This window comes from Mesorhizobium sp. B2-3-10 (assembly GCF_006442275.1).
In the GTDB taxonomy this organism is placed as follows: Bacteria; Pseudomonadota; Alphaproteobacteria; order Rhizobiales; family Rhizobiaceae; genus Mesorhizobium; species Mesorhizobium australicum.
This window is the reverse complement of sequence record NZ_VFVT01000001.1, coordinates 606,681-630,541: the sequence shown is the minus strand read 5'-3', so window position 1 is coordinate 630,541 and position 23,861 is coordinate 606,681. Positions and strand designations below refer to the sequence as shown.

The 23,861-nt window shown below is 63.1% G+C and carries 28 protein-coding genes; 4 read left to right on the top strand and 24 right to left on the bottom strand.

The window, feature by feature from the left end:
• Window positions 1-171: 171 nt before the first annotated feature.
• The 4 genes from FJ943_RS03240 to tesB all read right to left on the bottom strand — a co-directional run bounded on the left by FJ943_RS03240 (window position 172) and on the right by tesB (window position 3,661).
• Window positions 172-450, bottom strand: coding sequence for a hypothetical protein (locus FJ943_RS03240; protein ID WP_015315051.1), 279 nt, complete (start codon window positions 448-450; stop codon window positions 172-174).
• 326 nt (window positions 451-776) lie between these two features.
• Window positions 777-2,132, bottom strand: a complete 1,356-nt coding sequence (locus tag FJ943_RS03235; RefSeq protein ID WP_015315050.1) for an ammonium transporter — start codon at window positions 2,130-2,132, stop codon at window positions 777-779.
• 31 nt (window positions 2,133-2,163) lie between these two features.
• Window positions 2,164-2,502, bottom strand: a complete 339-nt coding sequence (locus FJ943_RS03230; protein ID WP_015315049.1) for a P-II family nitrogen regulator — start codon at window positions 2,500-2,502, stop codon at window positions 2,164-2,166.
• Window positions 2,503-2,800: 298 nt separating this feature from the next.
• Window positions 2,801-3,661, bottom strand: coding sequence for an acyl-CoA thioesterase II (tesB, locus tag FJ943_RS03225; RefSeq protein ID WP_015315048.1), 861 nt, complete (start codon window positions 3,659-3,661; stop codon window positions 2,801-2,803).
• A gap of 98 nt (window positions 3,662-3,759) precedes the next feature.
• Here tesB and FJ943_RS03220 point away from each other — a divergent pair, with 98 nt between their 5' ends.
• Window positions 3,760-5,019, top strand: a complete 1,260-nt coding sequence (locus tag FJ943_RS03220) for a ubiquinone biosynthesis hydroxylase (RefSeq protein WP_140719763.1) — start codon at window positions 3,760-3,762, stop codon at window positions 5,017-5,019.
• A 118-nt stretch (window positions 5,020-5,137) separates the two neighbouring features.
• Here FJ943_RS03220 and FJ943_RS03215 read toward each other — a convergent pair whose 3' ends face one another.
• From FJ943_RS03215 to FJ943_RS03205, 3 genes are all read right to left on the bottom strand, one after another.
• Window positions 5,138-5,668, bottom strand: a complete 531-nt coding sequence (locus tag FJ943_RS03215) for a hypothetical protein (protein ID WP_015315046.1) — start codon at window positions 5,666-5,668, stop codon at window positions 5,138-5,140.
• A 141-nt stretch (window positions 5,669-5,809) separates the two neighbouring features.
• Window positions 5,810-6,166, bottom strand: a complete 357-nt coding sequence (locus FJ943_RS03210; protein ID WP_140719761.1) for a YciI family protein — start codon at window positions 6,164-6,166, stop codon at window positions 5,810-5,812.
• The gene (locus tag FJ943_RS03205; protein ID WP_140618360.1) at window positions 6,163-6,390 is read right to left on the bottom strand and encodes a hypothetical protein; all 228 of its coding nucleotides are present in this window, start codon (window positions 6,388-6,390) and stop codon (window positions 6,163-6,165) included. Before FJ943_RS03205 ends, FJ943_RS03210 begins: the two co-directional genes overlap by 4 nt.
• A 212-nt stretch (window positions 6,391-6,602) precedes the next feature.
• Here FJ943_RS03205 and FJ943_RS03200 point away from each other — a divergent pair, with 212 nt between their 5' ends.
• Window positions 6,603-7,028 carry an OsmC family protein gene (locus tag FJ943_RS03200; RefSeq protein WP_023771884.1) on the top strand — a complete coding sequence of 142 codons (426 nt, stop codon included), beginning with the start codon at window positions 6,603-6,605 and terminating at the stop codon, window positions 7,026-7,028.
• 156 nt (window positions 7,029-7,184) lie between these two features.
• Here the strand turns inward: FJ943_RS03200 and FJ943_RS03195 are convergent, their stop codons facing one another.
• The 8 genes from FJ943_RS03195 to FJ943_RS03160 all read right to left on the bottom strand — a co-directional run bounded on the left by FJ943_RS03195 (window position 7,185) and on the right by FJ943_RS03160 (window position 14,418).
• Window positions 7,185-7,814, bottom strand: coding sequence for a DUF480 domain-containing protein (locus FJ943_RS03195; protein WP_140618358.1), 630 nt, complete (start codon window positions 7,812-7,814; stop codon window positions 7,185-7,187).
• 156 nt (window positions 7,815-7,970) lie between these two features.
• Window positions 7,971-9,551, bottom strand: a complete 1,581-nt coding sequence (locus FJ943_RS03190; protein WP_246671819.1) for an LTA synthase family protein — start codon at window positions 9,549-9,551, stop codon at window positions 7,971-7,973.
• Window positions 9,552-9,868: 317 nt separating this feature from the next.
• On the bottom strand, window positions 9,869-10,648 hold the full coding sequence (locus FJ943_RS03185) for a succinate dehydrogenase iron-sulfur subunit (protein WP_140719757.1): 780 nt from the start codon (window positions 10,646-10,648) through the stop codon (window positions 9,869-9,871).
• Window positions 10,648-11,082: a DUF3052 domain-containing protein gene (locus FJ943_RS03180; RefSeq protein ID WP_140660464.1), complete on the bottom strand. Its 435-nt coding sequence runs from the start codon at window positions 11,080-11,082 to the stop codon at window positions 10,648-10,650. The genes FJ943_RS03185 and FJ943_RS03180 overlap by 1 nt, the downstream gene beginning before the upstream one ends.
• 2 nt (window positions 11,083-11,084) lie before the next feature.
• Window positions 11,085-12,920 carry a succinate dehydrogenase flavoprotein subunit gene (gene sdhA, locus FJ943_RS03175; RefSeq protein WP_140719756.1) on the bottom strand — a complete coding sequence of 612 codons (1,836 nt, stop codon included), beginning with the start codon at window positions 12,918-12,920 and terminating at the stop codon, window positions 11,085-11,087.
• A 4-nt stretch (window positions 12,921-12,924) separates the two neighbouring features.
• On the bottom strand, window positions 12,925-13,320 hold the full coding sequence (sdhD, locus tag FJ943_RS03170) for a succinate dehydrogenase, hydrophobic membrane anchor protein (protein ID WP_023771889.1): 396 nt from the start codon (window positions 13,318-13,320) through the stop codon (window positions 12,925-12,927).
• The gene (sdhC, locus tag FJ943_RS03165) at window positions 13,320-13,736 is read right to left on the bottom strand and encodes a succinate dehydrogenase, cytochrome b556 subunit (RefSeq protein ID WP_140618350.1); all 417 of its coding nucleotides are present in this window, start codon (window positions 13,734-13,736) and stop codon (window positions 13,320-13,322) included. The genes sdhD and sdhC overlap by 1 nt, the downstream gene beginning before the upstream one ends.
• Before the next feature lie 256 nt (window positions 13,737-13,992).
• Window positions 13,993-14,418 carry a hypothetical protein gene (locus FJ943_RS03160; protein WP_181174477.1) on the bottom strand — a complete coding sequence of 142 codons (426 nt, stop codon included), beginning with the start codon at window positions 14,416-14,418 and terminating at the stop codon, window positions 13,993-13,995.
• 255 nt (window positions 14,419-14,673) lie between these two features.
• On the opposite strand from FJ943_RS03160, the gene FJ943_RS03155 reads away from it, so the two are divergent.
• Window positions 14,674-15,036 carry a hypothetical protein gene (locus FJ943_RS03155; RefSeq protein WP_140720354.1) on the top strand — a complete coding sequence of 121 codons (363 nt, stop codon included), beginning with the start codon at window positions 14,674-14,676 and terminating at the stop codon, window positions 15,034-15,036.
• On the opposite strand, the gene FJ943_RS03150 is transcribed toward FJ943_RS03155, so the two are convergent.
• Together FJ943_RS03150 and FJ943_RS03145 are read right to left on the bottom strand one after the other, a co-directional pair.
• Window positions 15,020-16,237 carry a GGDEF domain-containing protein gene (locus tag FJ943_RS03150; protein ID WP_140719754.1) on the bottom strand — a complete coding sequence of 406 codons (1,218 nt, stop codon included), beginning with the start codon at window positions 16,235-16,237 and terminating at the stop codon, window positions 15,020-15,022. The genes FJ943_RS03155 and FJ943_RS03150 overlap by 17 nt on opposite strands.
• A 75-nt stretch (window positions 16,238-16,312) precedes the next feature.
• Entirely contained in the window at window positions 16,313-17,509 is a 1,197-nt protein-coding gene (locus FJ943_RS03145) for a GGDEF domain-containing protein (RefSeq protein ID WP_140618344.1), read from the bottom strand.
• Between the two features lie 149 nt (window positions 17,510-17,658).
• On the opposite strand from FJ943_RS03145, the gene FJ943_RS03140 reads away from it, so the two are divergent.
• Window positions 17,659-17,976, top strand: coding sequence for a hypothetical protein (locus FJ943_RS03140; protein ID WP_140719752.1), 318 nt, complete (start codon window positions 17,659-17,661; stop codon window positions 17,974-17,976).
• A 39-nt stretch (window positions 17,977-18,015) separates the two neighbouring features.
• On the opposite strand, the gene leuC is transcribed toward FJ943_RS03140, so the two are convergent.
• From leuC to rplS, 7 genes are all read right to left on the bottom strand, one after another.
• Window positions 18,016-19,425 carry a 3-isopropylmalate dehydratase large subunit gene (gene leuC / locus FJ943_RS03135; protein WP_140719751.1) on the bottom strand — a complete coding sequence of 470 codons (1,410 nt, stop codon included), beginning with the start codon at window positions 19,423-19,425 and terminating at the stop codon, window positions 18,016-18,018.
• A gap of 254 nt (window positions 19,426-19,679) precedes the next feature.
• Complete coding sequence (locus FJ943_RS03125; RefSeq protein WP_140719749.1) at window positions 19,680-20,315, bottom strand: class I SAM-dependent methyltransferase; 636 nt, start codon at window positions 20,313-20,315, stop codon at window positions 19,680-19,682.
• A gap of 53 nt (window positions 20,316-20,368) precedes the next feature.
• Complete coding sequence (locus FJ943_RS03120) at window positions 20,369-21,178, bottom strand: amino acid ABC transporter permease (protein WP_140719747.1); 810 nt, start codon at window positions 21,176-21,178, stop codon at window positions 20,369-20,371.
• Window positions 21,179-21,268: 90 nt separating this feature from the next.
• A complete protein-coding gene (locus tag FJ943_RS03115) occupies window positions 21,269-22,066 on the bottom strand; it encodes a transporter substrate-binding domain-containing protein (RefSeq protein ID WP_140719745.1) in 798 nt (265 codons plus the stop codon).
• A gap of 170 nt (window positions 22,067-22,236) precedes the next feature.
• Complete coding sequence (locus FJ943_RS03110; protein ID WP_140719742.1) at window positions 22,237-22,737, bottom strand: MarR family winged helix-turn-helix transcriptional regulator; 501 nt, start codon at window positions 22,735-22,737, stop codon at window positions 22,237-22,239.
• Window positions 22,734-23,147 (bottom strand): organic hydroperoxide resistance protein, encoded by a 414-nt coding sequence (locus FJ943_RS03105; protein ID WP_140719741.1) that lies wholly within the window; start codon window positions 23,145-23,147, stop codon window positions 22,734-22,736. The genes FJ943_RS03110 and FJ943_RS03105 overlap by 4 nt, the downstream gene beginning before the upstream one ends.
• A gap of 158 nt (window positions 23,148-23,305) precedes the next feature.
• A complete protein-coding gene (rplS, locus tag FJ943_RS03100) occupies window positions 23,306-23,857 on the bottom strand; it encodes a 50S ribosomal protein L19 (protein ID WP_013892267.1) in 552 nt (183 codons plus the stop codon).
• Window positions 23,858-23,861: the final 4 nt, after the last annotated feature.

Below are 23,861 nucleotides of genomic sequence, written 5' to 3'. Positions count from 1 at the left end.
GACGCACTCCGGCAGATTCGGATGTCAGACTAGGCGTGGGAAGGTTAAGGGCGCATTAACTATAAGACCGTGGGGGCCGTCCTTTTGGCACCGACATCTACCAGTGACCGCACCATAAGAAAAATGGCGGGCGCCCTGGCCCGCCATCCATTCGTTGGGCTGGGCAGCGTGCTACTTGCTGGCGCCGCCGAGCATCTTCACATTGGCGCAGAACTCGGCGTGCGGCTTGCTCATCGCAGCGTCCTGGCATTCCTTCATCATGGCGTCCTGCTTCTCCTTCGGCATGGCCATGAAAGCTGCCTTGAATTCCTCCATTGGCTTCATGGTCTTCATGCTGGAATCGGTGAAGAACGGCGCCATGTTGTCCGGCTCGTCCAGTGCGCCGGCAAATGCAAAGCCGCTGACCATGGAAAGTGCGAGTGCCCCGAGGCAGATATTCTTGAGGTTCATGAGAAAATTCCTTCCCTGTTTCAAAATCACGAGCGTCAGAACGACGATCGCCTCCTGAGTTCGGCGACAGAGCGGTCGATGTTTCCTCGAAAAGCTTCTTCACGCGAACGTGATTGCGTGGACTCGGACGAAGCGAGAACGAATTTGCAAAAAAAGAGGCCCGGAGCGATCCGGGCCTCAAGGCGTGACCTCCTTGCGGGAGCATCACGACGGGATCCTTTCAAAGCAATTCCAGCAGAAGGGATTCGCGGTTTTCCCTCCGGAATTGCGCGGCAAACATGGGGCCGGCGGGAGGAGGGTTCCGCCGGCCCGTTGGCAAGGATGCCTTACGGCACCACTTCGCCATGCTGGGAGATGTCGAGGCCTTCGACTTCTTCCTGGGTCGTCGGACGCAGGCCGACCAGCGCCTTGACGACGTAGAGGATGACGAAGGTGGCAACCGCCGTCCAGACAATGGTGACGGCGACACCGTAGATCTGCTTGCCGAGAGAAGCGCCCGACGAGAGGCTGTTGATCGCCGGGTCGGCAAGCACGCCGGTCAGCAGGGCGCCGACCACGCCGCCGACGCCATGCACGCCGAAGGCATCGAGCGAGTCGTCATAGCCGAACATGTGCTTCACCTTGACCGCCGAGAGGTAGCAGACGACGCCGGCGACGATGCCGACGATGAAGGCGCCGGTCGGGTTGACGAAACCGGAAGCCGGCGTCACCGCGACGAGGCCCGCGACGGCGCCCGAGATGATGCCGAGCACGGAAGGCTTCTTGGCGATGATCCATTCGGCGAACATCCAGGCCAGTGCCGCGGCGGCGGTGGCAACCTGGGTGTTGAGCATGGCGGCACCGGCAAGGCCGTCGGCCGCCAGTTCCGAACCGGCGTTGAAGCCGAACCAGCCGACCCACAGCAGCGATGCGCCGATGACCGAATAGACGAGGTTGTGCGGCGCCATGTTGGTGGTGCCATAGCCTTCGCGCTTGCCGAGAACCAGTGCACAGACGAGGCCCGCGACACCGGCATTGATGTGAACGACCGTGCCGCCGGCGAAGTCGAGCACGCCAGCCGTACCGAGGAAGCCGCCACCCCAGACCCAATGCGCGATCGGCACATAGACGATCAGCAGCCACAGTGCCATGAAGATCAGCAGTGCCGAGAACTTGAAGCGTTCGGCGAAGGCGCCGGCAATCAGCGCCGGCGTGATGATGGCGAAGGTCATCTGAAACATCGAGAAGACGAATTCAGGGATGTTGGCCACACCCGGCAGCCACAGGCTGGCGGTGGTGATGCCGTGGTGGAAGAATTTCGAGGTGCCGCCGAGATAGGCATTCATGCCGCCGCCGTCGGAAAAGGCCAGCGAATAGCCGAACATGAACCATAGCACCGTCACCAGGCAGGTGATGGCGAAGCTCTGCATGACGGTGGCGAGCACGTTCTTCTTGCGCACCATGCCGCCGTAGAACAGCGCCAGGCCCGGGATGGTCATCATCAGCACCAGCGCCGTGGAGGTCAGCATCCAGGCGGTGTTGCCGGTATCGAGCACCGGGGTGGGCGCGGCGGCAGGTGCCGCGGCAGCGGCAGCGGGTGCGGCTTCCTGCGCGAAGGCGGCGACGCTGCCCAGCGCTGCGAGAGCGAGCGTGCCCAGAAGGGCCGCCCGTCCCGTCGTCTTCAAGGTGGAAGGAATATTCATTGAACTCTCCATTGGAATACGTGTTCGCCGCTCAGAGCGCGTCGCTGTCTGTTTCGCCGGTGCGGATGCGCACCGCCTGGTCGATGCCGAAAACGAAGATCTTGCCGTCGCCGATCTGGCCGGTCTTGGCCGCGGCGGTGATGGCTTCGACGGCCTTGTCGACCATGTCGGCCGCGACCGCGACCTCGATCTTGATCTTCGGCAGGAAAGAGACCGCGTATTCCGCCCCCCGATAGATTTCCGTATGCCCCTTCTGACGCCCGTAGCCTTTGACTTCGGTGACGGTCAGGCCCTGGATGCCGACGGCGGTAAGCGCTTCGCGTACCTCGTCCAGCTTGAACGGCTTGATGATTGCCATCACGATTTTCATAGGTTCACCCTTTGCTGTTGCGGTGCCCCGCGTTTGCACGACTTCACCGATCCCAAAGAGCCGGAGAGTGCCCCCAAGGATTCAAGCTCCGTGCCAAGTGCCGAAGCAGGGCGTTAACCTATTGGAAACAAAGGGAATGGAGCGCCCGCCGCCAATTGCTGTATGCATGTGCGGCACGCCGCATGCTCAAAATTTAAGCAATTTTGTGAAATTGCCTAATTTGCCGGCTTTGAGCATGATCAGGAAAAATGGAATCGGCTTTCGCGAAGAATCTTGCTCAAACAAGACTCGCGAATGCTCAACGCTTGAGCCGGATCAACCCTTCCTGTGCCATCGAGGCGATCAGCGTGCCGTCACGGGCATAGAGCGTGCCGCGGCTGAAACCGCGCGATCCCGAACTCGAGGGGCTGTCCTGCGCATAAAGCAGCCAGCCGTCGAGCGAATGCGGCCGATGGAACCACATCGAATGGTCGAGGCTGGCGGCCTGGATGTCGGGATCGAACAGGCCGCGCCCATGGGCGAAGGTCGAGGTGTCGAGCAGCGTCATATCGGAGAGGTAGGCGAGCAGCACCGACTGCAGCGCGCGGTCGTCGGGAACCGGCCCGGCAAGGCGGATCCAGACGTTCTGCCGGGGCGGCAGCTTGTCGCGGCTTTCATAGTGCTGGAGGTTGACCGGCCGCAACTCCAGCGGCCGCTCGCGCGCCCAGAAACGGCGAACCGCCTCCGGTACCCGGTCGGCCGTTTCGAGCAGCTGGCGCTGCGTCTTCAGCCCTTCCGGCGGCGGCACGTCGTCAGGTAGCGCGAACTGGTGCTCGAGCCCCTTCTCGTCGACCTGGAACGAGGCTTCCAGCGAAAAGATCGCCTGTCCGTGCTGGATTGCCAGCACCCTCCGCGTGGTGAAGGAACCGCCGTCGCGGATGCGATCGACCTCGTAGATGATCGGCACCTTGATGTCGCCCGGGCGCATGAAATAGCCATGCAGCGAATGCACGAAACGGTCGGGCTCCACCGTTCGCTGCGCCGCCACCAGCGCCTGCGCGATGGTCTGGCCGCCGAACACGCGCTGCCACTCCACCTGGGGGCTGCGACCACGATACAGATTGTGTTCCAGCTTCTCGAGGTCGAGAATGCGCAGAAGCTCGTCGATCGCCGCCGTCATGTTTTGTGACCTCGCCGCAAAATTGCTATGGCGGTTTCCGACAGGAAGAACGAGCCGTCAAGGGCGCAAGCCCCGTAGCCGCGCAAGGAGCCAAGACAATGGAACGCAAGGCGGACGCCAAGGCCAGATCCGGGATCGATGTTCTCGTCGCGGGTGCCGGCTATGTCGGCCTGGCCGCCGCGGTCTCGCTGAAACAGGCTCGCCCGGGCCTCGCCGTGGCGCTGGTCGACGCGGCGCCCGCCGGTTCCTGGCAAAGGGATGGCCGCGCTTCCGCCATCGCCGCGGCGGCCTGCCGCATGCTCGACCAGCTCGGCGTCTGGGCCGAGATCGCGCCGAAGGCGCAGGCGATCACTGAGATGATCATCACCGATTCACGCAGCGCCGATCCGGTGCGCCCGGTCTTCCTGACCTTCGGCGGCGAGGTGGCGCCGGGTGAGCCTTTCGCGCATATGGTCGCCAACAGGGCGTTGAACGGCGCCTTGCGGGCCAAAGCCGAACAGCTCGGCATCGACATCATCGAAGGCGTGGCGGTGCAAGGTTTTGAGACCAATGGAGCCGGCATGTCAGTGCATCTGGCGGACGGCGCCACGTTGGCGGCGCGGTTGCTGGTTGCCGCCGATGGTGTCAATTCGAAACTGCGCGACATGGCCGGCATCAAGACGGTCAAGTGGGACTATGGCCAATCGGGCATCGTCTGCACCGTGGCCCATGAACGCCCGCACAACGGCCGCGCCGAAGAGCATTTCCTGCCCGCCGGCCCGTTCGCCACGCTGCCGCTGATACCCGACGAGGACGGCACCAACCGCTCTTCGATCGTCTGGGTCGAACGGGCGGAAGATGCGAAAACGCTCGTCGAAGGCGACGATCTCGTCTTCGAACACGAACTTGAACAACGTTTTGGGCTGAAACTTGGAGAAATCCGCGTCGCCGACAAGCCGCGCGCCTGGCCGCTTGGTCTCACCATCGCGCGCGCCTTCGTGGCACCGCGCATCGCGCTTGCCGGCGATGCCGCCCACGGCATCCATCCGATCGCCGGCCAGGGGCTCAATCTCGGCTTCAAGGATGTGGCCGCCCTTGCCGAGGTGATCGTCGAGGCCGACCGGCTCGGCCAGGACTTCGGCGCGCTCGACGTGCTGGAACGCTATCAGCAATGGCGCCGTTTCGACACGGTGCAGATGGGCATCACGACCGATGTGCTGAACCGGCTGTTTTCCAACGACATCACCCCGCTGCGCACCGTCCGCGACATCGGTCTCGGTCTCGTCGAGCGTATGCCGCGGCTGAAGGAGTTCTTCATCCGCCAGGCATCGGGATTATCCGCGGGCACGCCGCGCCTGCTGAAGGGCGAGGCGATCTGATCGTCTCGCTGACTTGACGTCGCGGCCTGTGGGCTGCGCCGCGTCGCTTCGCTCCTTGCTCCGCCATGGGGATGAGAATGCAGCGGGAGTTTCGCGCCAATCGCCGAGGCTGGCGATCTCAGTTCACTTCAAAACCAAGCTTCTGGCGCAGCCGCAGCATGCGCTGGTCGGGTATCTTCAGGCTCTGCTCTCCGCCCTGAGCCACCCGGTTCAGCATTTGCAAGAGATCGTCCCGTTCGTTCGGGTCGAGGCGTTCGCGCAGGAAGGGCGCCAGCTTGTCGATGACGATGGTGGTGTCGTCTATCTGGGTCGCGGCCCACTTGGCATAGACAACCGCCTCGTCGGTCTTCTTCGGCCCGGCTGCGATCTGCGAAATCACCTCGCGAATGACGGCCTCGCGCCGCGGCAGAACAGGGCCATCTTCCGAAACGATCGCGGTGATCAGCGTCGCTGCCGCCACCACCGGATCATCGATCGCCGTCAGCGGCGAAAGCGCGGCCTGCTTGCGCAGCTTCTTGCGCCGGATGTTGCCTTGAACGCGCCCGACGACTTCGGCGACCTCGCGCGCGGCGTCGTTCATCGCCTTCATCCGGTACCACCACAATGCCGCCGCTCCGAGCACGCCAAGGACAGCAATCAGGAAAGGCATGTCCAAATCCCCCAAAGTCTTGGGCGACGATAGGAGAACTCGTGGCTTGCTTCAACACGCAAGAATTGAGCCCCGGCAAGACGGGACCTTCGCTCTACCGAACGCCCAGGTTTATAAGGGAGCGCAACGCATGACAGGGAATTAAGACCCCGGCACGTTGTAGATCGCACGCACTTCGATCGTACCGATTTCAGCCAGCGGAATCTCGCTGGCGATATCCAGCGCCTCGTCGAGATCCTGCGCTTCGATCATGACGAAACCGAGCAACTGCTCCTTCGTTTCCGCGAACGGGCCGTCGGTGATCAGCTGCTTGCCCTTGCGCCGCCGTACGGTCTTCGACATCTTCACCGATTGCAGTGCCTGCGCGATGATCAGCTTGCCTTGTTGATCCAATGACCTGTCATAGGCCAGCGAGTCGGCATCGAGCTTGGCGGCACCCTCGGCGGTCAGCGCATGGAGGTCTTTTTCCTCACCATAGACCAGGCAGACATATTTCATCTCGAGCTCCCTTCTTGTGACAAATCATAGGCTGCGGCGACAACCATGTCAGCCTTGCCCGAGATCGGTCCCGCATGGTCGAGAAGGCATGCCGCGACCGTGATGATGGCAATCGCCACCAGCAGCCTGCCGAGGCCGGACGCCGGCGGGTCCAGCCAGAAGTCCTCCTGTCGCCCAGGCCCGCGGCCTGGCCTCTTCCACAGCGCGAAAAACAGATTGTCCATGTCAACCTCCATCCGGCCACAAATCCCGTGGCCTCCCGCAGGACGGCCGGCCCGGATGGAAGCCGACATTTTTGCGTGGGTATTTTTTCGGCGGAAAAGGCCGTCATCGTGCCGTGGTCCAAACAGCGCAGTGGTCTTCGGCGACGTCCGCGCTATAGTTGGCCGGACGCTGGCTCACCCAGGACAAGTTCACGACAACCCAGGAGGACTTCATGGACCGCACCGCAAACGCCGTCTGGAAAGGCAATTTGAAAGAGGGCAAGGGCACGCTCGACACGCAGAGCGGGACCCTGAAGGGTACGCCCTATTCGTTCAAGGCGCGCTTCGAGGACGAAAGCGGCAAATCCGGCACCAATCCGGAAGAACTGATCGCGGCCGCCCATGCCGGCTGCTACGCCATGCAGCTCTCGCATTTCCTCGCCGAAAACGGCACGCCGGCGCAAGAACTCGACGCCAAGGCCGTGGTCACGCTGGTTCCCGGCACCGGCATCACCGGCAGCGCCATCACCCTGGTCGGCAAGGTGCCCGGCATCGATGCGGCGAAGTTCAAGGAATTGGCCGAGAAGGCCAAGGCCGAATGCCCGGTCTCTCAGGCGCTCGGCGCGATCAAGGTTTCGCTCGACGCCAGGCTTGGCTGAAGGGCTTGGCCTGAAGCGACAAACGCCGGCTCCAGGGCCGGCGTTTCTGCATCGGAGATTGGCGAAAGCGGTCGCAGATCCAATGTTCCCCTCGTGGGGAGATGCCCGGCAGAACAGAGGGGGGCGCCGTCCCGCCGACGTCTCGGATTGGTGGCCTCAACCCCCCAGCGCATCAAGCCGGGCGCGAAGGGCCGCGACTTCCTGCTCCAGCGCCTCCAACCTCGCTTCCAGATGGGAGGCAGGCGCGGCCGGCGCACTGCGCTGAGCCGAGAGGGCGGCAACATCCACTGGACCGGCGAGCAGATGCACGTAGCGGTCCTCGCGCTGGCCCGGCCCGCGTGGGATTTCCTGGACCAATGGCGGCCGGCGGCCGATCAGCATGTCGAGTTCGCCGCGCAGGTCTTCGATCGATGAAAACCGCGCCATGCGCTCAGCTCGCGCCAGGAGTTCATGTGCCGTCTGCGGTCCGCGCAGCAAGAGCAGACCGAGCAACGCGGTCTGCGGCGTGGTCAGTGAGAAACGCTGCGCCATCTGATGCTCGTAGCGCTCGACGCGCGAACCGAACATCTGCCGGACCAGTCCTTTCTGCTCCAGCAGCTTCAACGCCCTGTGCACCTCCGTCTGTTCCAGCGTCATGACAGGCTCGCGCGCCGTCTTCTGGTTGGCCGCGGCAAGTGCCGCGTTGAGCGTCAGCGGATAGACGTCCGGAGTCAGCTCCTTCTTCTCGATCAAGCAGCCAAGCACGCGGGCTTCGGCGGGAGAGAGGATGGGAAGGTCTTCGCTCATTGGATTGGTTATTTTCTACCGATTCTTGGACAGCATGATTTTGACAGACATCCGAGAAGCGCGACAGAGCAGAACTCTTGATCTCGGCGATCGCCTTGACCGGGTTGAGGCATTGGGCAGGTAGGCGCTATCTAGCATCGAACACATGCAGGCGCATTAACGCGACTCAGCCTCGGACGCCACGACAGTCCGTGTCGGTTTCAACTGCCAGAATGACCTGACGAGCACATCGTCGGCATAGATAGCGTTATCGAACTGGTCCTGTCCAAGTGCCCGGCTCAGCGTCGGTCGATCCCCAAGCAGCGAAACGCCAAGGGCAGCCTGGTCATTCGAGAGCGGCACCCCCAGCGCGTCAAGAATGGTGGGAAATATGTCAATCGTGCCCGCAAGCCCGGTATAGGTTTTGGAAGGAATGCCATCGCCCGACAGCGAGAAGAAGTTGCGGCGTTCATAATTGTTCAAGCGATCCGTTACCGTGCTCGGCGCGCTGAGGTGGTCGCTTTGCAAGGCCAGGACAGTGTTCCTCATCAGACCCGCGGCTTCGGCTTTGTGAATGAAGTCCGCGATGAGCATGTTCGTGCATTTCACGGCATGGAGAATGTTGGGGGTCTGCGGAGGAAGTCCCGTCTTGCCGATGCATTTGTCGGTCAGGTAGCCGTCCATCGCATGCCCGCCGCTGACGGCGATCGTGAGCGAGAACGGTTTGCCGTCCCGCTGCACTCGGCGCAAGACGCCGAAGCTCATATCCAGAACTTCGGCGTCGTCGGCGCCAAAAGCGTTGCCGCGCCCCGCGATGGCGGCCACCACTTCGGATCCCCCAAAAAGCGATGAGTAGCCATGGGTGGAATAGAATGTGCCCTGACCGGTGAAGTTGAGCGGCCAACCGGTAATAAAGTTCTGCTGATAGCCCCGCGCCTTCAGAACGTCGCCCAGGCAGGTCAGTCCTGGCAGGAATTGCGAATTCTCCTCCAGATACTGGCGCGTCGTGAAGAACGATATCAGCAGCGGCGTTCCACAGTTCGCAGCGACCATCCCTGAGATGGAGTTGTTGGTATAGGCAAGTTGCACCATGTTGGTCGCCGAAACGCCACGCCTGTCGAATTCAAGCAGCGGACCCATGACGTCGCCGAACTCCGCCTCGTTCATGTAGGTGCGCTCGGCGCTCTCAATGAAAATATGAATGAGGTTCTTTGGCGCGGCGGTCGCGGACGCTGTTTCAGCCGGCTTTATCAAAGAAGTGACATCGACGAACTGCTTGGACAGGAAATCATGCAGCGGGTTGGGATGGATCGCTGCCGCGATCGGACGTGTCAGCATCGGGTTTGCCGCCAGGAAGAATGCCATCAAGGCAACGTCCAATCCTCTTGTCAGCGTGCCGCGCGCCTTCAGTGCGCCAAGACCGAAAAGACCGGCGGCAATGATCAGGATCGTGCTTCCAGTATTCATCAAATACTCAAGAACGACACTGGGGGTGAGAACTCCAGCGTCGACATGCATGAACATCGCGGCCCAATCGAAATAACCGAAAACATTTTCGAGGTAGACATAGACAAGGAAGAAAAAGCACGGAACGAGCGATAAATAAGCTCTGAACCACCCGCTTCTTGGCTGATCCGTCCTTGCCCCCTGGAGGCGATCCAGCAAGACAAGCGCGATCAAAGCCACTAGGCCGACGACCAGGATCAGCCTCTTCTCCTGAAAATAGACCAGCGAGGTGAGCCAGGTGAGCGATCCCACCGTCGCGGCGCTAACCAACGGTCCTATTGGCCAGTAACGAACCGCAGGAAATCCTCTCATACTCTGTACTCGAGCGACGACTTCCGAAGTATCTATCGAGAACCGCTTAACGCTATACTAACATAATGCCGCGTCATAGTGTATAGATGACAGTTTGCTTATAAGGCGCCTCTAAAGTAAGCCACCCCAATAATCACCTCGGCTTTGGGCGAGCAACGTGCATGATAGCAATGATGGGCGCGTCACATATCCAGGCCATGCCGTGGCGCCTGGTAGCCGCTTCGACGACGCTGAGGTGAGGCGATCCTCCGCCGAACCTAAACCCGCCGCTCCACCATCATCTTCTTGATCTCGGCGATCGCCTTCGCGGGATTGAGCCCCTTCGGGCAGGTCTGCGCGCAGTTCATGATGGTGTGGCAGCGATAGAGCCGGAACGGGTCTTCGAGATTGTCGAGCCGTTCCCCCTTGGCTTCGTCGCGGCTGTCGATCAGCCAGCGATAGGCCTGCAGCAGCGTCGCCGGGCCGAGATAGCGGTCGCCGTTCCACCAGTAGCTCGGGCACGAGGTCGAGCAGCAGGCGCACAATATGCACTCGTAAAGCCCGTCGAGCTTTTCGCGCTCCTCGTGGCTCTGCAGCCATTCCTTGGCCGGCGTTGGCGACACCGTCTTCAGCCATGGCTCGATGGAGGCGTGCTGGGCGTAGAAATTGGTAAGATCGGGCACCAGATCCTTGATCACGGGCATATGCGGCAGCGGATAGATCTTGATCGCCCCCGATATGTCTTCGCAGCCCTTGGTGCAGGCGAGCGTGTTCGAGCCGTCGATGTTCATGGCGCAGGAACCGCAAATGCCTTCGCGGCAGGAGCGGCGCAAGGTCAGTGTCGGGTCGATCTTGTTCTTGATCCACAGCAGCGCGTCGAGCACCATCGGCCCGCAATCGTCCATATCGACGAAGTAGGTGTCCATGCGCGGGTTCTCGTCGTCGTCCGGCGACCAGCGATAGATGCGGTATTCCCTGAGATTGGTGGCACCCTCCGGCTTCGGCCAGGTCTTGCCCTGCTGGACCTTCGAGTTCTTTGGGAGCGTGAGTTCGACCATTACCTCAGGTCCTTTCGGATGACGAGCTTCAGCCCGGACCAGATTTCGTTCACGGCGGCGACCTTGACGTCGACAAGGTCGAGCTTGAGCGCTTCAGCACGGACAACGCCCTCGGTGACGTCGGTGGCCACTTTCGAGGCCTTCTTTGGCCAGGAGACCCAGACCATGCCGTCGCGCTTGATCGCCGCCTCGAGTGCGCCGAGGCGATCCTCGATCTCGGCGCGCTGTCTGGTGAAGGCGTGGACGGCGTCGTATTTCAGCACCGCGCCCGAAATGTCGGACCATTCGGCCAGCCGGTCGGCCTCGGCGAAATCGACGGCCTCGGCGAGGTCCGTGAGTTCCGGCGGCAGGGCGATGAAGGCAGCCATCATCCCATCCTTCAGGCCGAGCTTGGCCGGAAGGGACGTACCGGAATATCCCGCCGCCGTCGCCATCCTCAGTACACCCTGGCCTTCGGCGCTATCTTGGCCAGACTGATGCCGCCGTCCTTTTCGGCCAAAAGCGGCTCGGTGTGCACCGGCCGATAGGTCAGCGTCACCGCGCCGTCCTCGCTGAGATGGGCGAGCGTATGCTTGCGCCAGTTGGCGTCGTCGCGGGCGGAAAAATCTTCCCGAGCATGCGCGCCTCGGCTCTCCTTGCGCGCCTCGGCGCCGTAGACGGTGGTGATGGCGTTGGCCATCAGGTTTTCCAGTTCCAGAGTCTCGACCAGGTCCGAGTTCCAGATCATCGAACGGTCGAAGACTTTGACATCCTTGAGCTCGGTCCAGATTTCCGAAATACGCTTGCAGCCGTTTTCGAGCGATTCCTGCGTGCGGAACACGGCGGCATCTTCCTGCATCGCCTTTTGCATCTTTTCACGAAGGACAGCCGTCGGCGTCGAGCCGTTGGCGTGGCGGAGCCGGTCGAAGCGATCCATGATCTTGTCGACCGAAGCCTGGTTGGGCGACGGGATCGCCGCCTTGCGGTCGATGACCTGGCCAGCTCGGATCGCCGCGGCGCGGCCGAACACCACCAGGTCGATCAGCGAGTTCGAGCCAAGCCGGTTGGCGCCGTGCACGGAAGCGCAACCGGCCTCGCCGACCGCCATCAGGCCGGGCGAGACCCGGTCGGGGTTGTCCGCGTTTGGATTGAGCACCTCGCCCCAATAGTTGGTCGGCACGCCGCCCATATTGTAGTGCACCGTCGGCAGCACCGGGATCGGCTCCTTGGTCAGGTCGACGCCGGCGAAGATTTTCGCCGACTCCGAAATGCCTGGAAGCCTTTCGTGCAAGACCGCCGGATCGAGATGATCGAGGTGCAGGAAGATGTGGTCCTTGGCCTTGCCGACGCCGCGGCCTTCGCGAATTTCCAGCGTCATGCAGCGCGAGACGACATCGCGCGAGGCGAGGTCCTTGGCCGACGGTGCGTAGCGCTCCATGAAGCGTTCGCCCTCGGAGTTGACGAGATAGCCGCCCTCGCCGCGCGCGCCCTCGGTAATCAGGCAGCCGGCGCCATAGATTCCGGTCGGGTGAAACTGCACGAACTCCATGTCCTGCAACGGGAACCCCGCCCGCGCCGCCATGCCGCCACCGTCGCCGGTGCAGGTGTGCGCCGAGGTCGCCGAAAAATAGGCGCGCCCATAGCCGCCGGTCGCCAGCACCACCATCTTGGCCGAGAAGCGGTGGATGGTGCCGTCGTCCAGATTCCACGCCACGACGCCGGTGCAGGTGCCGTCCGGTTCCATGATCAGATCGAGCGCGAAATACTCGATGAAGAACTGCGCGTTGTTCTTCAGCGACTGGCCGTAGAGCGTGTGCAGGATGGCATGGCCGGTGCGGTCGGCGGCCGCACAGGTGCGCTGCACCGGCGGCCCGTCGCCATAGTTCATCATGTGGCCGCCGAACGGCCGCTGGTAGATCTTGCCCTCTTCGGTGCGCGAGAACGGCACGCCGTAATGTTCGAGTTCGTAAACGGCGGCCGGGGCTTCGCGCACCAGATATTCCATGGCGTCGACGTCGCCCAGCCAGTCCGAGCCCTTGACGGTGTCATACATGTGCCACTGCCAGGAATCCGGGCCCATGTTGGACAGCGACGCGGCGATGCCGCCTTGTGCGGCAACCGTGTGCGAGCGGGTCGGGAACACCTTGGTGATGCAGGCGGTGCGCAGGCCCTGTTCAGCCATGCCAAGCGTGGCGCGCAGCCCGGCGCCGCCGGCGCCGACGACGACCACGTCGAACTTGTGATCGACAAAGGTGTAGCCTGCCGCGTTGGCTGATTTCGTGTCCTGGGCCAAGACTTCAGCCTCCGAATGCCAGTTTCAGCAGGGCGAACAGCGAAGCGACGCCAACTGCTATGGTGAAGAATGTGTTGAGGGCGATCAGCGCCAGCTTCATGCCTTCGCCATGCACATAGTCCTCGATGATCACCTGCATGCCGATACGCATATGATAGAGCGGCGAGATGAGCACCAGGGCCATCACCAGCGCCACGAACGGGTTGGCGAGCGCTGCCCGCACCTGTGCATAGCCGGCGCCGTTGAGCGCGATCAGGAACCCGGTGAAAAACAGGATCAGCGGGATGTTGGCGATCGCCGTCAATCGCTGGCGCCAGAAATGCCCGGTGCCTTCGCGGGCAGAGCCCAGGCCGCGCACCCTGGCCAGCGGGGTACGCATGTCGGTGTTCTTCGCACTCATCACAAGGCTCCCCGCGCCATGGTGCCGGCGACCCAGATCAGCAGGGTGAGCAGAACCGAGCCGGCAAGCGTCGCCCAGGCGATCTTCGAGGCGGTGTGTTTTTCCAGCCCGGCGCCGGTGTCCCAGATCAGATGGCGGACACCGCCCAGCATGTGATGCATCAGCGCCCAGGTATAGCCAAACAGGATCAGCCGCCCGAGCCAGGTACCGAAGGCCCAGTTCACCCAATCGAAAGCCGGCTGCGAGGATGCCGCCGCCATCAGCCAGACGGCAACTAGCAGCGTGCCGAAGTAAAGCGCGCCCCCGGTGATGCGATGGATAATCGACATCGTCATGGTGATCGGCGGCCGGTACACGCTCAGGTGCGGCGAAAGCGGCCTTTCGCGTCTGGCTTGGGTGGCTGGTGATTTGCTCATGGCTGCCCCAGTTCGGCGTCTGCCGCCTCAGGTGGAAATGCGGCAATGCCGCTTCCGGTTGCGACTTCGGACAGCCGGTTTCTAATGCTCTTTTTGCACCGCGTCAAAGCCAGAAAACCGTTTCGAAAACGTAATTTAGTCTGACTAAAAGCCCGGATGCGGCTTCAATCGATTAGCGGGCGAACGGCCGAAGCCGGCTTGATATCGCTGCAGTGCAGCATGTCTCGCCAGGGGCGCGGCCGTGTCGAGATTTGGCTCACCGGGTGCAGGTCTGCGGCGTCGATCCCTTCTTCATCACCAGCGCCTCGCGTCCGTCGATCACGATTGCGTCATGCGTGACCGCCTGGTAGCGGCTGCTCTGGTTTGCCGGTGACGCCGCGAACTCCTCGGTGGCGCCTTCCTGGCCGACCACGCGCAGCGACGTGCCGAGATTCTGAATGGTGATCATGCCGCCATTGCCGCATCTGTAGGTGGCCGTGCCCGTGGTGAAGCGTGGGGCGGTGAGGTCGGTGGTGATCTTGGTCGCCAGTCGCGCGGACTGTTGCTGGACGGGAGCAGCAGGCGCCACCACGGGTGTCACTGTGTTGGCGGCCTTGGGCGCGCCGTCCTCCGGCACACAGGCGCCGGCCGCGAGAAGCAGCGGAATAGCGAACGACATCCGAAGCGTTCGGTCAAACATCATGTGCTGCCCCCTCATGGCTGGGCACGCTAGCCACGCGGCGCGCCAAGATCAAGTTCACCCCGGATTCGAGCGGCCATGTCGTCCCGTTGGGACATCGGCGGCGACCGCGAAATTAACCATCTTCATTAAGAAACGGCCGTCGGGCCGCTCCTCCCCTTAACAAAGGTTAAGAAAGGGTTAATTTCCGATTCGGACCAGATCGGGGCGCGATCTCTCTCGCGCCGACAAAGGGAGAGCGACATGCGTTCTAAATCAGTGCGGGCTAAATCAGTGCGGACAGGCCTCGCGGCCCTCACGCTGGCAGCGCTTGCCGTCACGGAGGCCGCGCCGGCCGAGGCCGGCTTGCGCCATCATGACCGCGTCTACGCCGATTCGTTCGGCAATCTCGTCATCGACAGCGCAGCCGGCTACAAACGCATCATCGTCGGCGAAGGCAAGCTGGCCAGGCAATTGTCCGACTACACCAGCGCCGGCCAGCCCAAGGTGATCTACCAGAACGAATCCGACGACATATCGGGTGAAGGCGACTGCTATCGCCCGCCGGTGTTCGTCAAGGGCCGCTCCTATATGTACGGCCTGTCCGACGGCGAAATGCCTGAGCTCAGCCCCTGCCGTTGATGCGGGCCTGGCCGATTTTGAACACGGCCAGCCCATCGGCCGGCCCGGTGGAGACACGCACGCAGTCGCGCCCGGCATTCTTTGCCAGGTAGAGCGCTTCATCCGCGCGCCGCATCAGGTCGGAAAACCCCTCGCTCACGTGGAGCTCGGCAATGCCAAAGCTCGACGTGCAGCGGTTGTCGGCCGGCAACCCGCTGATGGGCAATGCGCCGAACGCGTGGCGGGTGCCTTCCGCGAACAGCCGGGCGGCTGCAAGGTTGGCGCCTGTCAGGATAACGGCGAACTCCTCGCCGCCGATGCGGCCAACCACGTGATGGTCCTCGGCCGCTTCTCGCAGCAGACCGGCAAAGGCCTCGATCACCCGGTCGCCGGACGCATGGCCGAAGCTGTCGTTGACGGACTTGAAATGATCGAGATCGGCAATGACCATCGCCACCGGCACGCCCAGGCGCGTGGCGTCGTGTACGGCCAGCTCCGCATGACGCGTGAAGCCGCCACGGTTGAGCAGGCCCGACAGCGTGTCCACCTCCGACTTCGACGTCACTTCGGCAAGCACATCGCGAACGAGAATGCCCAGCGTCAGCAGCGCCAGTGCCAGGGCAAAGACAGTGCCCAGCGACTGCGACACCAGCGCGTAGCTGCTTTGCAGATAGGCCTGCGGATTGGCGCCCCAGCCGCCGAGCGCATGCGCGATGAACGGCTTTGAGGCAAACTGCAGGCCGCTGGCCGCCACCACCGCCATCAGGATCAGATCGAGGCGACCGCGGCTTTGCCTAGACGCCCAGACGATGCCAAGGCCAACGAACTGCATGGCGGCGTAGGGAAGCTGGTAGGCCATGATGCGGGTGAGCGACTGGCGCGGCAGATCCTGCACGAAATAGACCGCGATGGTGGTTGCGGCCAGGAAGAACAGCATCGGCGTCCATGGCGGCGCCACGCCATATTTGCGGGCAAGTCCGCCGTTGAAGGCAATGGTGGCGCCGAGGAAAACGGCAAAGGCCGTAACCACAGGAAGCCGCGCATCGTTGAAGGCCGGAATGCTGAATTCGATCGCTGAATAGACCACGCCCAGGACATAAGCTGACGCCATCCAGCGTGCCGGCGCGCGGCCGGCATCATGGAACGAGACAGCCATGAAGGATGCCGCCAGCAGGGCGGCAACCGCCAGATTGATCAACAGGATGAAGTTGGCGCCGCTCATCTATCCTCAAACCCCCGCCGATAGCTAAACATCGACGGGCGAAAAAGACGTTAACGCGAAGCGCGGACGCGGCGGTCAGCTGGCCCTGAGCGGCTCCGGCACGAACACCGTCTCCGGTCGCTCGTAGGAGAGGCGCACGCTGTCGCGACCATTTTTCTTGGCCTTGTAAAGCGCCTCGTCGGCCCGTCGCATCAACGGTTCCAGCGTCTCGTCGCCGCTGCGGGCCGCCACGCCGAAGCTGGCGGTAACCTTGGTGCCGGCGGGAAGCCCGTCGACGCCGCCGGCCGAATAGAGTGTGCGCACCGCCTCGGCGAAGAGCCGCGCCGCGGCGAGATCGGTCAGCGGCAAAAGCACGGCGAATTCCTCGCCGCCGATGCGCCCCGCGGCACCTCGCGCTCCCGTGGCCGAGCGCAGCTTCCCGGCGAAATCCGCGATCACGCGGTCGCCGGCGGCATGCCCGTGCATATCGTTGAGCGCCTTGAAATGGTCGAGGTCCGCCAGCACCAGCGCCACCGGGAATTTGGCCACGGCGCAACGCTGCAGCAGCATGGCGGCCCGCTCCTCGAAACCCCGGCGGTTGAGCAGCCCCGAAAGCGGGTCGGTGTGGGTTTCCGTCTTCAGCGCCTTCATCACGTCGAGCGCGGCGGCGGTGAAGAGGCAAAGCGCGATCAGCAGCGACAGCAGCGCGTGCGACAGCAGCGCCGTCGTCCAGTAGGACGAGCCGTAGAAGCCGTCATAGCCGGCGAAGGGCCCGTGCGCGATGACGACCGCCAGGGTGCGCACGAAGAAATTGACGCTGGACAGCAGCGACAGCACGAACAGGATCTTTTCCGTCGGACCATTGTTGCGCACCGGGCGCAGTTCGGCGGCGACGAGCAGGCTGACGCCGCCGAAACCGAAATTCATCGCCAGGATGCGCCAGGTGAGATCCGGGGTGACGAACAGGAACCACGCGAATGCCGCAAGGCCGCCGCCCGCCAGCACGGCGATCCCCACGCCGGGCACCTTCCGGCCGTAGCGGGCGATAATGGCGCCGGACAGGCAGCAGGCAGCGATGGTGAAGCAGATGTTCGACACCAGCTTGGTCAGCGTCACACCGATGGGCAAGGTGAAATATTGGAACAGGAAGCCGGGCGCCGAGACGCAGTAGCTGAGCGCCAGCACCGCCAGATAGGGGCGATGGCGCTGATGGAACCACAGCATGAGGAAGGCCGCGCCGAGCGCCAGCGCGATCGTCGGGTTGAGCAACGCAATGAACAGGCCGGTGTCCAAGGGACTGTGACTTCCCCTCTGTTGACGTCGCGGAAGACCTTAGAGGGCAAGCCCAAACAAGCCGTTAAGCCTGGGCTGTCGGCGCCGTATGTTTGCGGGAACCCGGTGCTGTCGGAAGCGTTCCTGAATTCACAATCCAGGAGCAGGCCATGGCCGACACGATCACATTGACCGACCACGATGCAATCCGTTCATGGGCTGCCGGGCGTGCCGGCTTTCCCGCGATCGTCGACATATCGCCCGAGGCTGGGACGCAGCCCATGCTTAGGCTGGTCTTCGGCCAGCACGCCTATCAGGATCAGGACCAGCCGGAACGGGCCGTCAACGCCGGCGGCTATGAGCTTGTCGAATGGGACGAGTGGTTCAAGCTCTTCGACGAAGAGCAGCTGGCGCTCGTGGTCGCGGCGGACGAACCTGGGCGCCGCGAGGAATTCCATGAACTCATCCGGCGCGACAGGAAGGCCTGACCCGAGCCCCGCAAAGGCTCGGGTCAACCCCAGCGTGGCTTATTTCCAGTCGCGAATGTCGACGAAGTGGCCGGCAATCGCCGCCGCCGCCGCCATGGCCGGCGATACCAGGTGGGTGCGGCCCTTGAAGCCCTGGCGGCCTTCGAAATTGCGGTTCGAGGTCGAGGCGCAGCGCTCATGCGGCTTCAGCCGGTCGTCGTTCATGGCCAGGCACATCGAACAGCCCGGCTCGCGCCAGTCGAACCCGGCGGCGCGGAAGATCTTGTCCAGCCCCTCGGCTTCGGCCTGCTCCTTGACCAGGCCGGAGCCCGGCACGATCATGGCATCGACATGCGGGCTGACTGTCTTGCCCTCGACCACCTTGGCGACGGCGCGCAGATCCTCGATACGGCCGTTGGTGCAAGAGCCGATGAAGACGCGGTCGAGCGTGATGTCGGTGATCTTCGTCCCCGGCGTCAGGCCCATATAGTCGAGCGCGCGCAGCTTGGAGGTGCGCTTGTTCTCGTCGGTGATGTCTTCCGGGTTCGGCACGATGCCCTGCACGGAGACGACATCCTCGGGCGAGGAGCCCCAGGAGACGATCGGCGGCAGCTTGGCCGCGTCGAGCACGATCACCTTGTCGAAATGCGCGCCTTCGTCGGTCTGCAGCGTCTTCCAGTATTCGAGGGCCGCGTCCCAGGCCGCGCCCTTCGGCGCGCGCGGCTTGTCCTTGACATAGGCGAAGGTGGTCTCGTCGGCCGCGATCAGGCCGGCGCGCGCGCCGCCCTCGATCGACATGTTGCAGATCGTCATGCGGCCTTCCATCGACAGCGCACGGATCGCCTCGCCGGCATATTCGATGACATAGCCGGTGCCGCCGGCGGTGCCGATCTCGCCGATGATGGCAAGGATGATGTCCTTGGCGGTGACCCCTTCCGGCAGCACGCCATCGACGCGCACCAGCATGTTCTTGGCCTTGCGCTGGATCAGCGTTTGCGTCGCCAGCACATGCTCGACTTCGGACGTGCCGATGCCATGCGCCAGCGCGCCGAAAGCACCATGGGTGGAGGTGTGGCTGTCGCCGCAGACGATGGTCATGCCGGGCAGCGTAAAGCCCTGCTCGGGGCCGATGATGTGGACGATGCCCTGGCGGATATCGTTCTCCGAATAATATTCGACGCCGAAGTCCCTGGCGTTCCTGGCCAGCGCTTCGACCTGGATGCGGCTTTCCTCGTTCTTGATGCCGAACTTGCGCTCGGGCGAGGTCGAGACGTTGTGGTCGACCACGGCCAGCGTCTTTTCCGGGTGACGGACTTTCCGGCCGCTCATGCGCAGGCCTTCGAAGGCCTGCGGACTGGTCACCTCATGGACGAGGTGGCGGTCAATGTAGAGCAGGCAGGTGCCGTCGTCCTGGCGGTCGACGACATGGTCGTCGAAAATCTTGTCGTAGAGGGTGCGCGGTGCGCTCATGTGCGTAAATCCGTAGATATGAGAATGGGAAGGTGCTGATGCCGCAAGCCCGCGGCAGGCCGGCAGGGATCAGCGAAGTCGGCTGGTCAGGGCGCCGGACACGCGCGCGGAAAAGCGCGACGGCAGGCGTTTTCTGTCCTGCAGCACGAACCCCTTGTAGGCAGGATCGCTGAAAAGCTTTTCCATGGCGGGCTAGATAGCAATGTTTTGGCTTTTCGGCAATTGCGGCGTGGCGCCAGCACTTCTCCCTCGGCTTACATCACCTCAAACACAAAAGTCTTCACCAGTGCGTCGGGCTCGGCGATGGCGTAACAGCGAAACCACGGGCTTGCCTCAACCGCCCGCCATTTCGCTGCCTGTTCCAATTCGTCGAACACGGCCTGAAACCCGCCGCTCTCAAACACCTGGTCGCGCACCGTGAAGATGGCGTGGCCGCCCTTTTTCGTGATGCGCACCAGTTCGTGCAGGCCGGTGGCCGGCGCGTGGCTGATGGTGAACACACCGGTGGAGAAGAAGGCGCGGAAATACCCGTCCGGCCATGGCAGCGGCCCGCCCAGGATTGCCTGCTTCAGCTCGCTGTAGGCGTTGCGGCTGCCGGCGATCTTGAGCATGTCGTCCGACAGGTCGAGTCCGGCAATGTCGCTATAGCCGAGCGCCTTCAGCGACGGTCCCGACAGGCCCGTGCCGCAGCCGGCGTCGAGCAGCGGCCCTTCTCCCGCAGGCACGTGGCGGGTAACCCAGGCGGTGATCAGGAACGGCAGGAGATACCCGAGCGAGGCGGTTTCGCCATCATAGGTCGCGGCCCATGCGGCATAGGCCCGCGCCAGCGTTTCGGGCGTATCGGCCGTGTAGACCGAATCCAGCGCCGCATTGGCCTTGTCGATGTTCACTGGCAGCTCCTCCTCCGGCAAGCACCGAGCGTAACGCTGTCCCGGCCCAAAAACTATTCCTCGCGCGTGCGGCGCAGCCGCCGCTCCAGCGCCCTGAGCGCCAGCGACAGGCCGACGGTGAGGATGAGATAGATATAGGCTGTTATCGAATAGGTCTCGAAGAAGCGGAACGAGCCGGCGGCATACACTTTGCCCATCTGCGTGATGTCGGCGACGCCGAGCACCGAGACCAGCGAGGAATCCTTGACCAGAGCGACGAAATCATTGCCGAGCGGCGGCAGGATGGTGCGGATCGCCTGCGGGAACACGACCAGCCGGAAGCGCTGCGCACGGCTCAGCCCCAAGGCCTTCGCTGCCTCGATCTGACCTTTCTCGACCGACTGGATGCCGGCGCGAAAAACCTCGGAGATGAAGGCCGAATAGCCGATGGTCAGCGCCATGATGGCACGCCACAGCAACGACACGTCACGCACCAGCAATTCACCGAGGACGCCGGCATTCTGCAATGGCGCGGTCAGCGCGTTCCAGGCCGCGACGAAGGCCGGCGCGCCGGCAAAGGCTATCCAGAACAGCAGCACCAGGATCGGCACGCCGCGAATGATCTCGACATAGAAGCGCGCGATCTGCCGCAGCCAGGCCGAACCCGACAGTCCCATCAAAGCGATGCCGAGGCCGATCACCGACGCCAGGACAAAGGCGATCACGGTGACGAAGACGGTGATGCCGATGCCCTTGGCGACAGTGGCGAAGACCTGCGCATAGAGATCGCTGGCGGCGATGGCGAGGGCGGCCGCCAGCGCAAGGACACCGGCAACGGCGAGCCACCAGGGGAAGTCGGGTTTGGAAATGCTGGGGGCTGCCATTAGCAGGGATCGGCGACGCAAGAACTGCGAGAGGGACGCAGACTCAACGCAAATCCCTGCCCATCAGACCGGGCCCTCAACAAGATTGGCTCACTGCCCCATCTTGTAATCAAGGAACCACTTCTTGTTCAGCGCATCGAAGGTGCCATCCGCCTTCAGCGCTGCGATCGCCGCGTTGACCGGCTTCACGAGGTCGGAGCCCTTGGGGAAGATGAAGCCGAAATCCTCGGTGCCGAGCGGGCCACCGATCAGCTTCAGCTTGCCATCCGAAGCATCGACATAACCCTTGCCGGCGGTGCCGTCGGTCAGCACGACATCGACGTCGCCGGACTTCAGTGCCTGGACGGTGGCGCCAAACGTCTCGAACAGTTTGATGCGCGGGTTCTGCTCATTGCCGTCGAGCACACTGTAGACGGCGGTGTAGAAAGGCGTGGTGCCGGCCTGTGCGCCGATCAGTCCGTCCTTGAAGGCGCCGAAGGTCTTGGCGTCGGTGAAGCGGCTTTCATCGCCGCGCACCAGCATGAACTGTTCCGAGCGCATATAGGGGTCGGAGAAATCCACCTTCTGCTTGCGGTCGTCCTTGATGGTGATGCCGGTCATGCCGATGTTGTACTGGTTGTCGGAGACCGCCTGGATCATCGCATCCCAGGATGTGTTCTGGTACTCGACCTTGAAATTGAGCCGCTTGGCGATCTCGTTCATCGCGTCATATTCCCAGCCGATCTGTTTTCCCGTCTTGGCATCGATGAACTGCAGCGGCGGATAGGCGTTCTCGGTCACCACCACCACTTGTCTGCCGCCGAGATCGGGCAGCGCCTGCGCGAAGGCGGCAACGGGCGCCAGGACCAGCGCCAACAGGCCGGCCAGCAGCAATTTCGATTTGGTCATGACACACTCCCCGAAATGATTGGCCGCGCGATGCTTGCGCGGCAGAGAAATCCGGCGCCGACTTTAGCTTTCCGCAAGCGCCTTGCAAGACGGGTCCACCGCGACCTTGCGCGTTGACGTGGATTCCAGTGCTTCCGGGAGGCGGTTTTTGAGGACGATCCTTGCCGCGATCAATCTTGCTCGGTCGCGGCTTCGCGCAATCCCGCGACAAGGCGGGTGAGCGTGCCGTGAAGGGTTTTGAGCTCGTCCCGCTCCAGCGGCATGCCGCAATCGAGCGCCGCCTGCACATCCTTCATGTTCGCGCGCAGCGCCTGGCCCTTGGCCGTCGGCTCGACCAGGACCCGGCGCTCGTCGTCGGCATCGCGTCGGCGGGTGACGAGGCCGCCCGCTTCCATTCGCTTGAGCAGCGGGGTCAGCGTCGCTGAATCCAGGCCGAGCGCTTCGCCAAGGTCGCCCACCGTGCTCGGCGCGCGTTCCCACAGCGCCAGCATCACCAGATATTGCGGATAGGTCAGGCCGAGCGGATCGAGCAACGGCCGGTAGAGCTTGGTCATCAATCCGCTCGCCGAATAGAGCGCGAAACAGAGCTGTTGGTCGAGCCGTGGCACCGGGTGCGCCCGGGCGGCCTCCGCCGGGGCTTCTCTGGCTTTCGTTTCGACCTTTGTCGTCATGCCGCCTGTACCGAAAGCGCCACCTCGACATTGCCCCTGATGGCATTCGAATAGGGGCAAATCTGATGCGCCGCCGATACAAGCGCTTCCGCCGCCGCCTGATCAAGGCCTTTCGTCTCCGCTGCCAACGCGACGCCGAGCTTGAAGCCTTCGCCATTGGGGAGCAGGCTGACGGTGGCCGCTACCGCTGCATCCTCGAGCGGCAGCTTCTGCTTGCGCGCCACGAAGCGGATCGCGCTTTCGAAGCAGGCGGCATAGCCGATGGCGAAAAGCTGTTCGGGATTGGTCGCGCCACCTGGTCCGCCGAGCTCCTTGGGCATTGCCAGATCGACCTTGAGCAGGCCATCGCTGGTTTCGCCATGGCCGGCGCGACCGCCCGTCACGTGGGCCTGTGTGGTGTAGAGTGCCATCTTCCATTCTCCAATTAGATTGTGCACGATTAGTTAGTACACAATATGATTGGGCGTCAATTGCCGACCCCGATCTCCGAGGCTGAACCCGTTCACAGTTCGGTGAAACGAAAAAAAGGCGGCCGAAGCCGCCTTTTTCAAATTCCTTCGTCAAACTCTTATTCGGCCGGGGTCGCTTCGGCGGCAGCCTTGGCTGCTGCTTCAGCCTCGGCGGCTGCCTTCTTCTCGGCGGCTTCCTTGGCGGCCGTCTCGGCGGCCAGCGCCTGGGCGGCTGCGACCTTCTCGGCCTCGATGCGCGCCTTCTCGGCGTTCAGCGCGTCGCGCTCCTCATCATTGAGCTTGCGGGCGCGCACGCCGGTGTTTTCCGAAATACGGGCCGACTTGCCGCGACGATCGCGCAGGTAATAGAGCTTGGCGCGACGTACCTTGCCGCGGCGCACGATCTCGACGCCTTCGACCATCGGCGAGTAGACGGGGAACACGCGCTCGACGCCTTCGCCGTAGGAGATCTTGCGGACGGTGAAATTTTCCTGGAAGCCGGAACCGGCGCGGGCGATGACGACGCCCTCATAAGCCTGGACGCGGGTGCGGGTGCCTTCGGTCACGCGGACCTGGACGCGCACGGTGTCGCCGGGCTGGAATTCGGGAAGCTTGCGCTTGGCTTCGATCTTGGCGGCCTGTTCGGCCTCGAGCTGACGGATGAGATCCATCTAA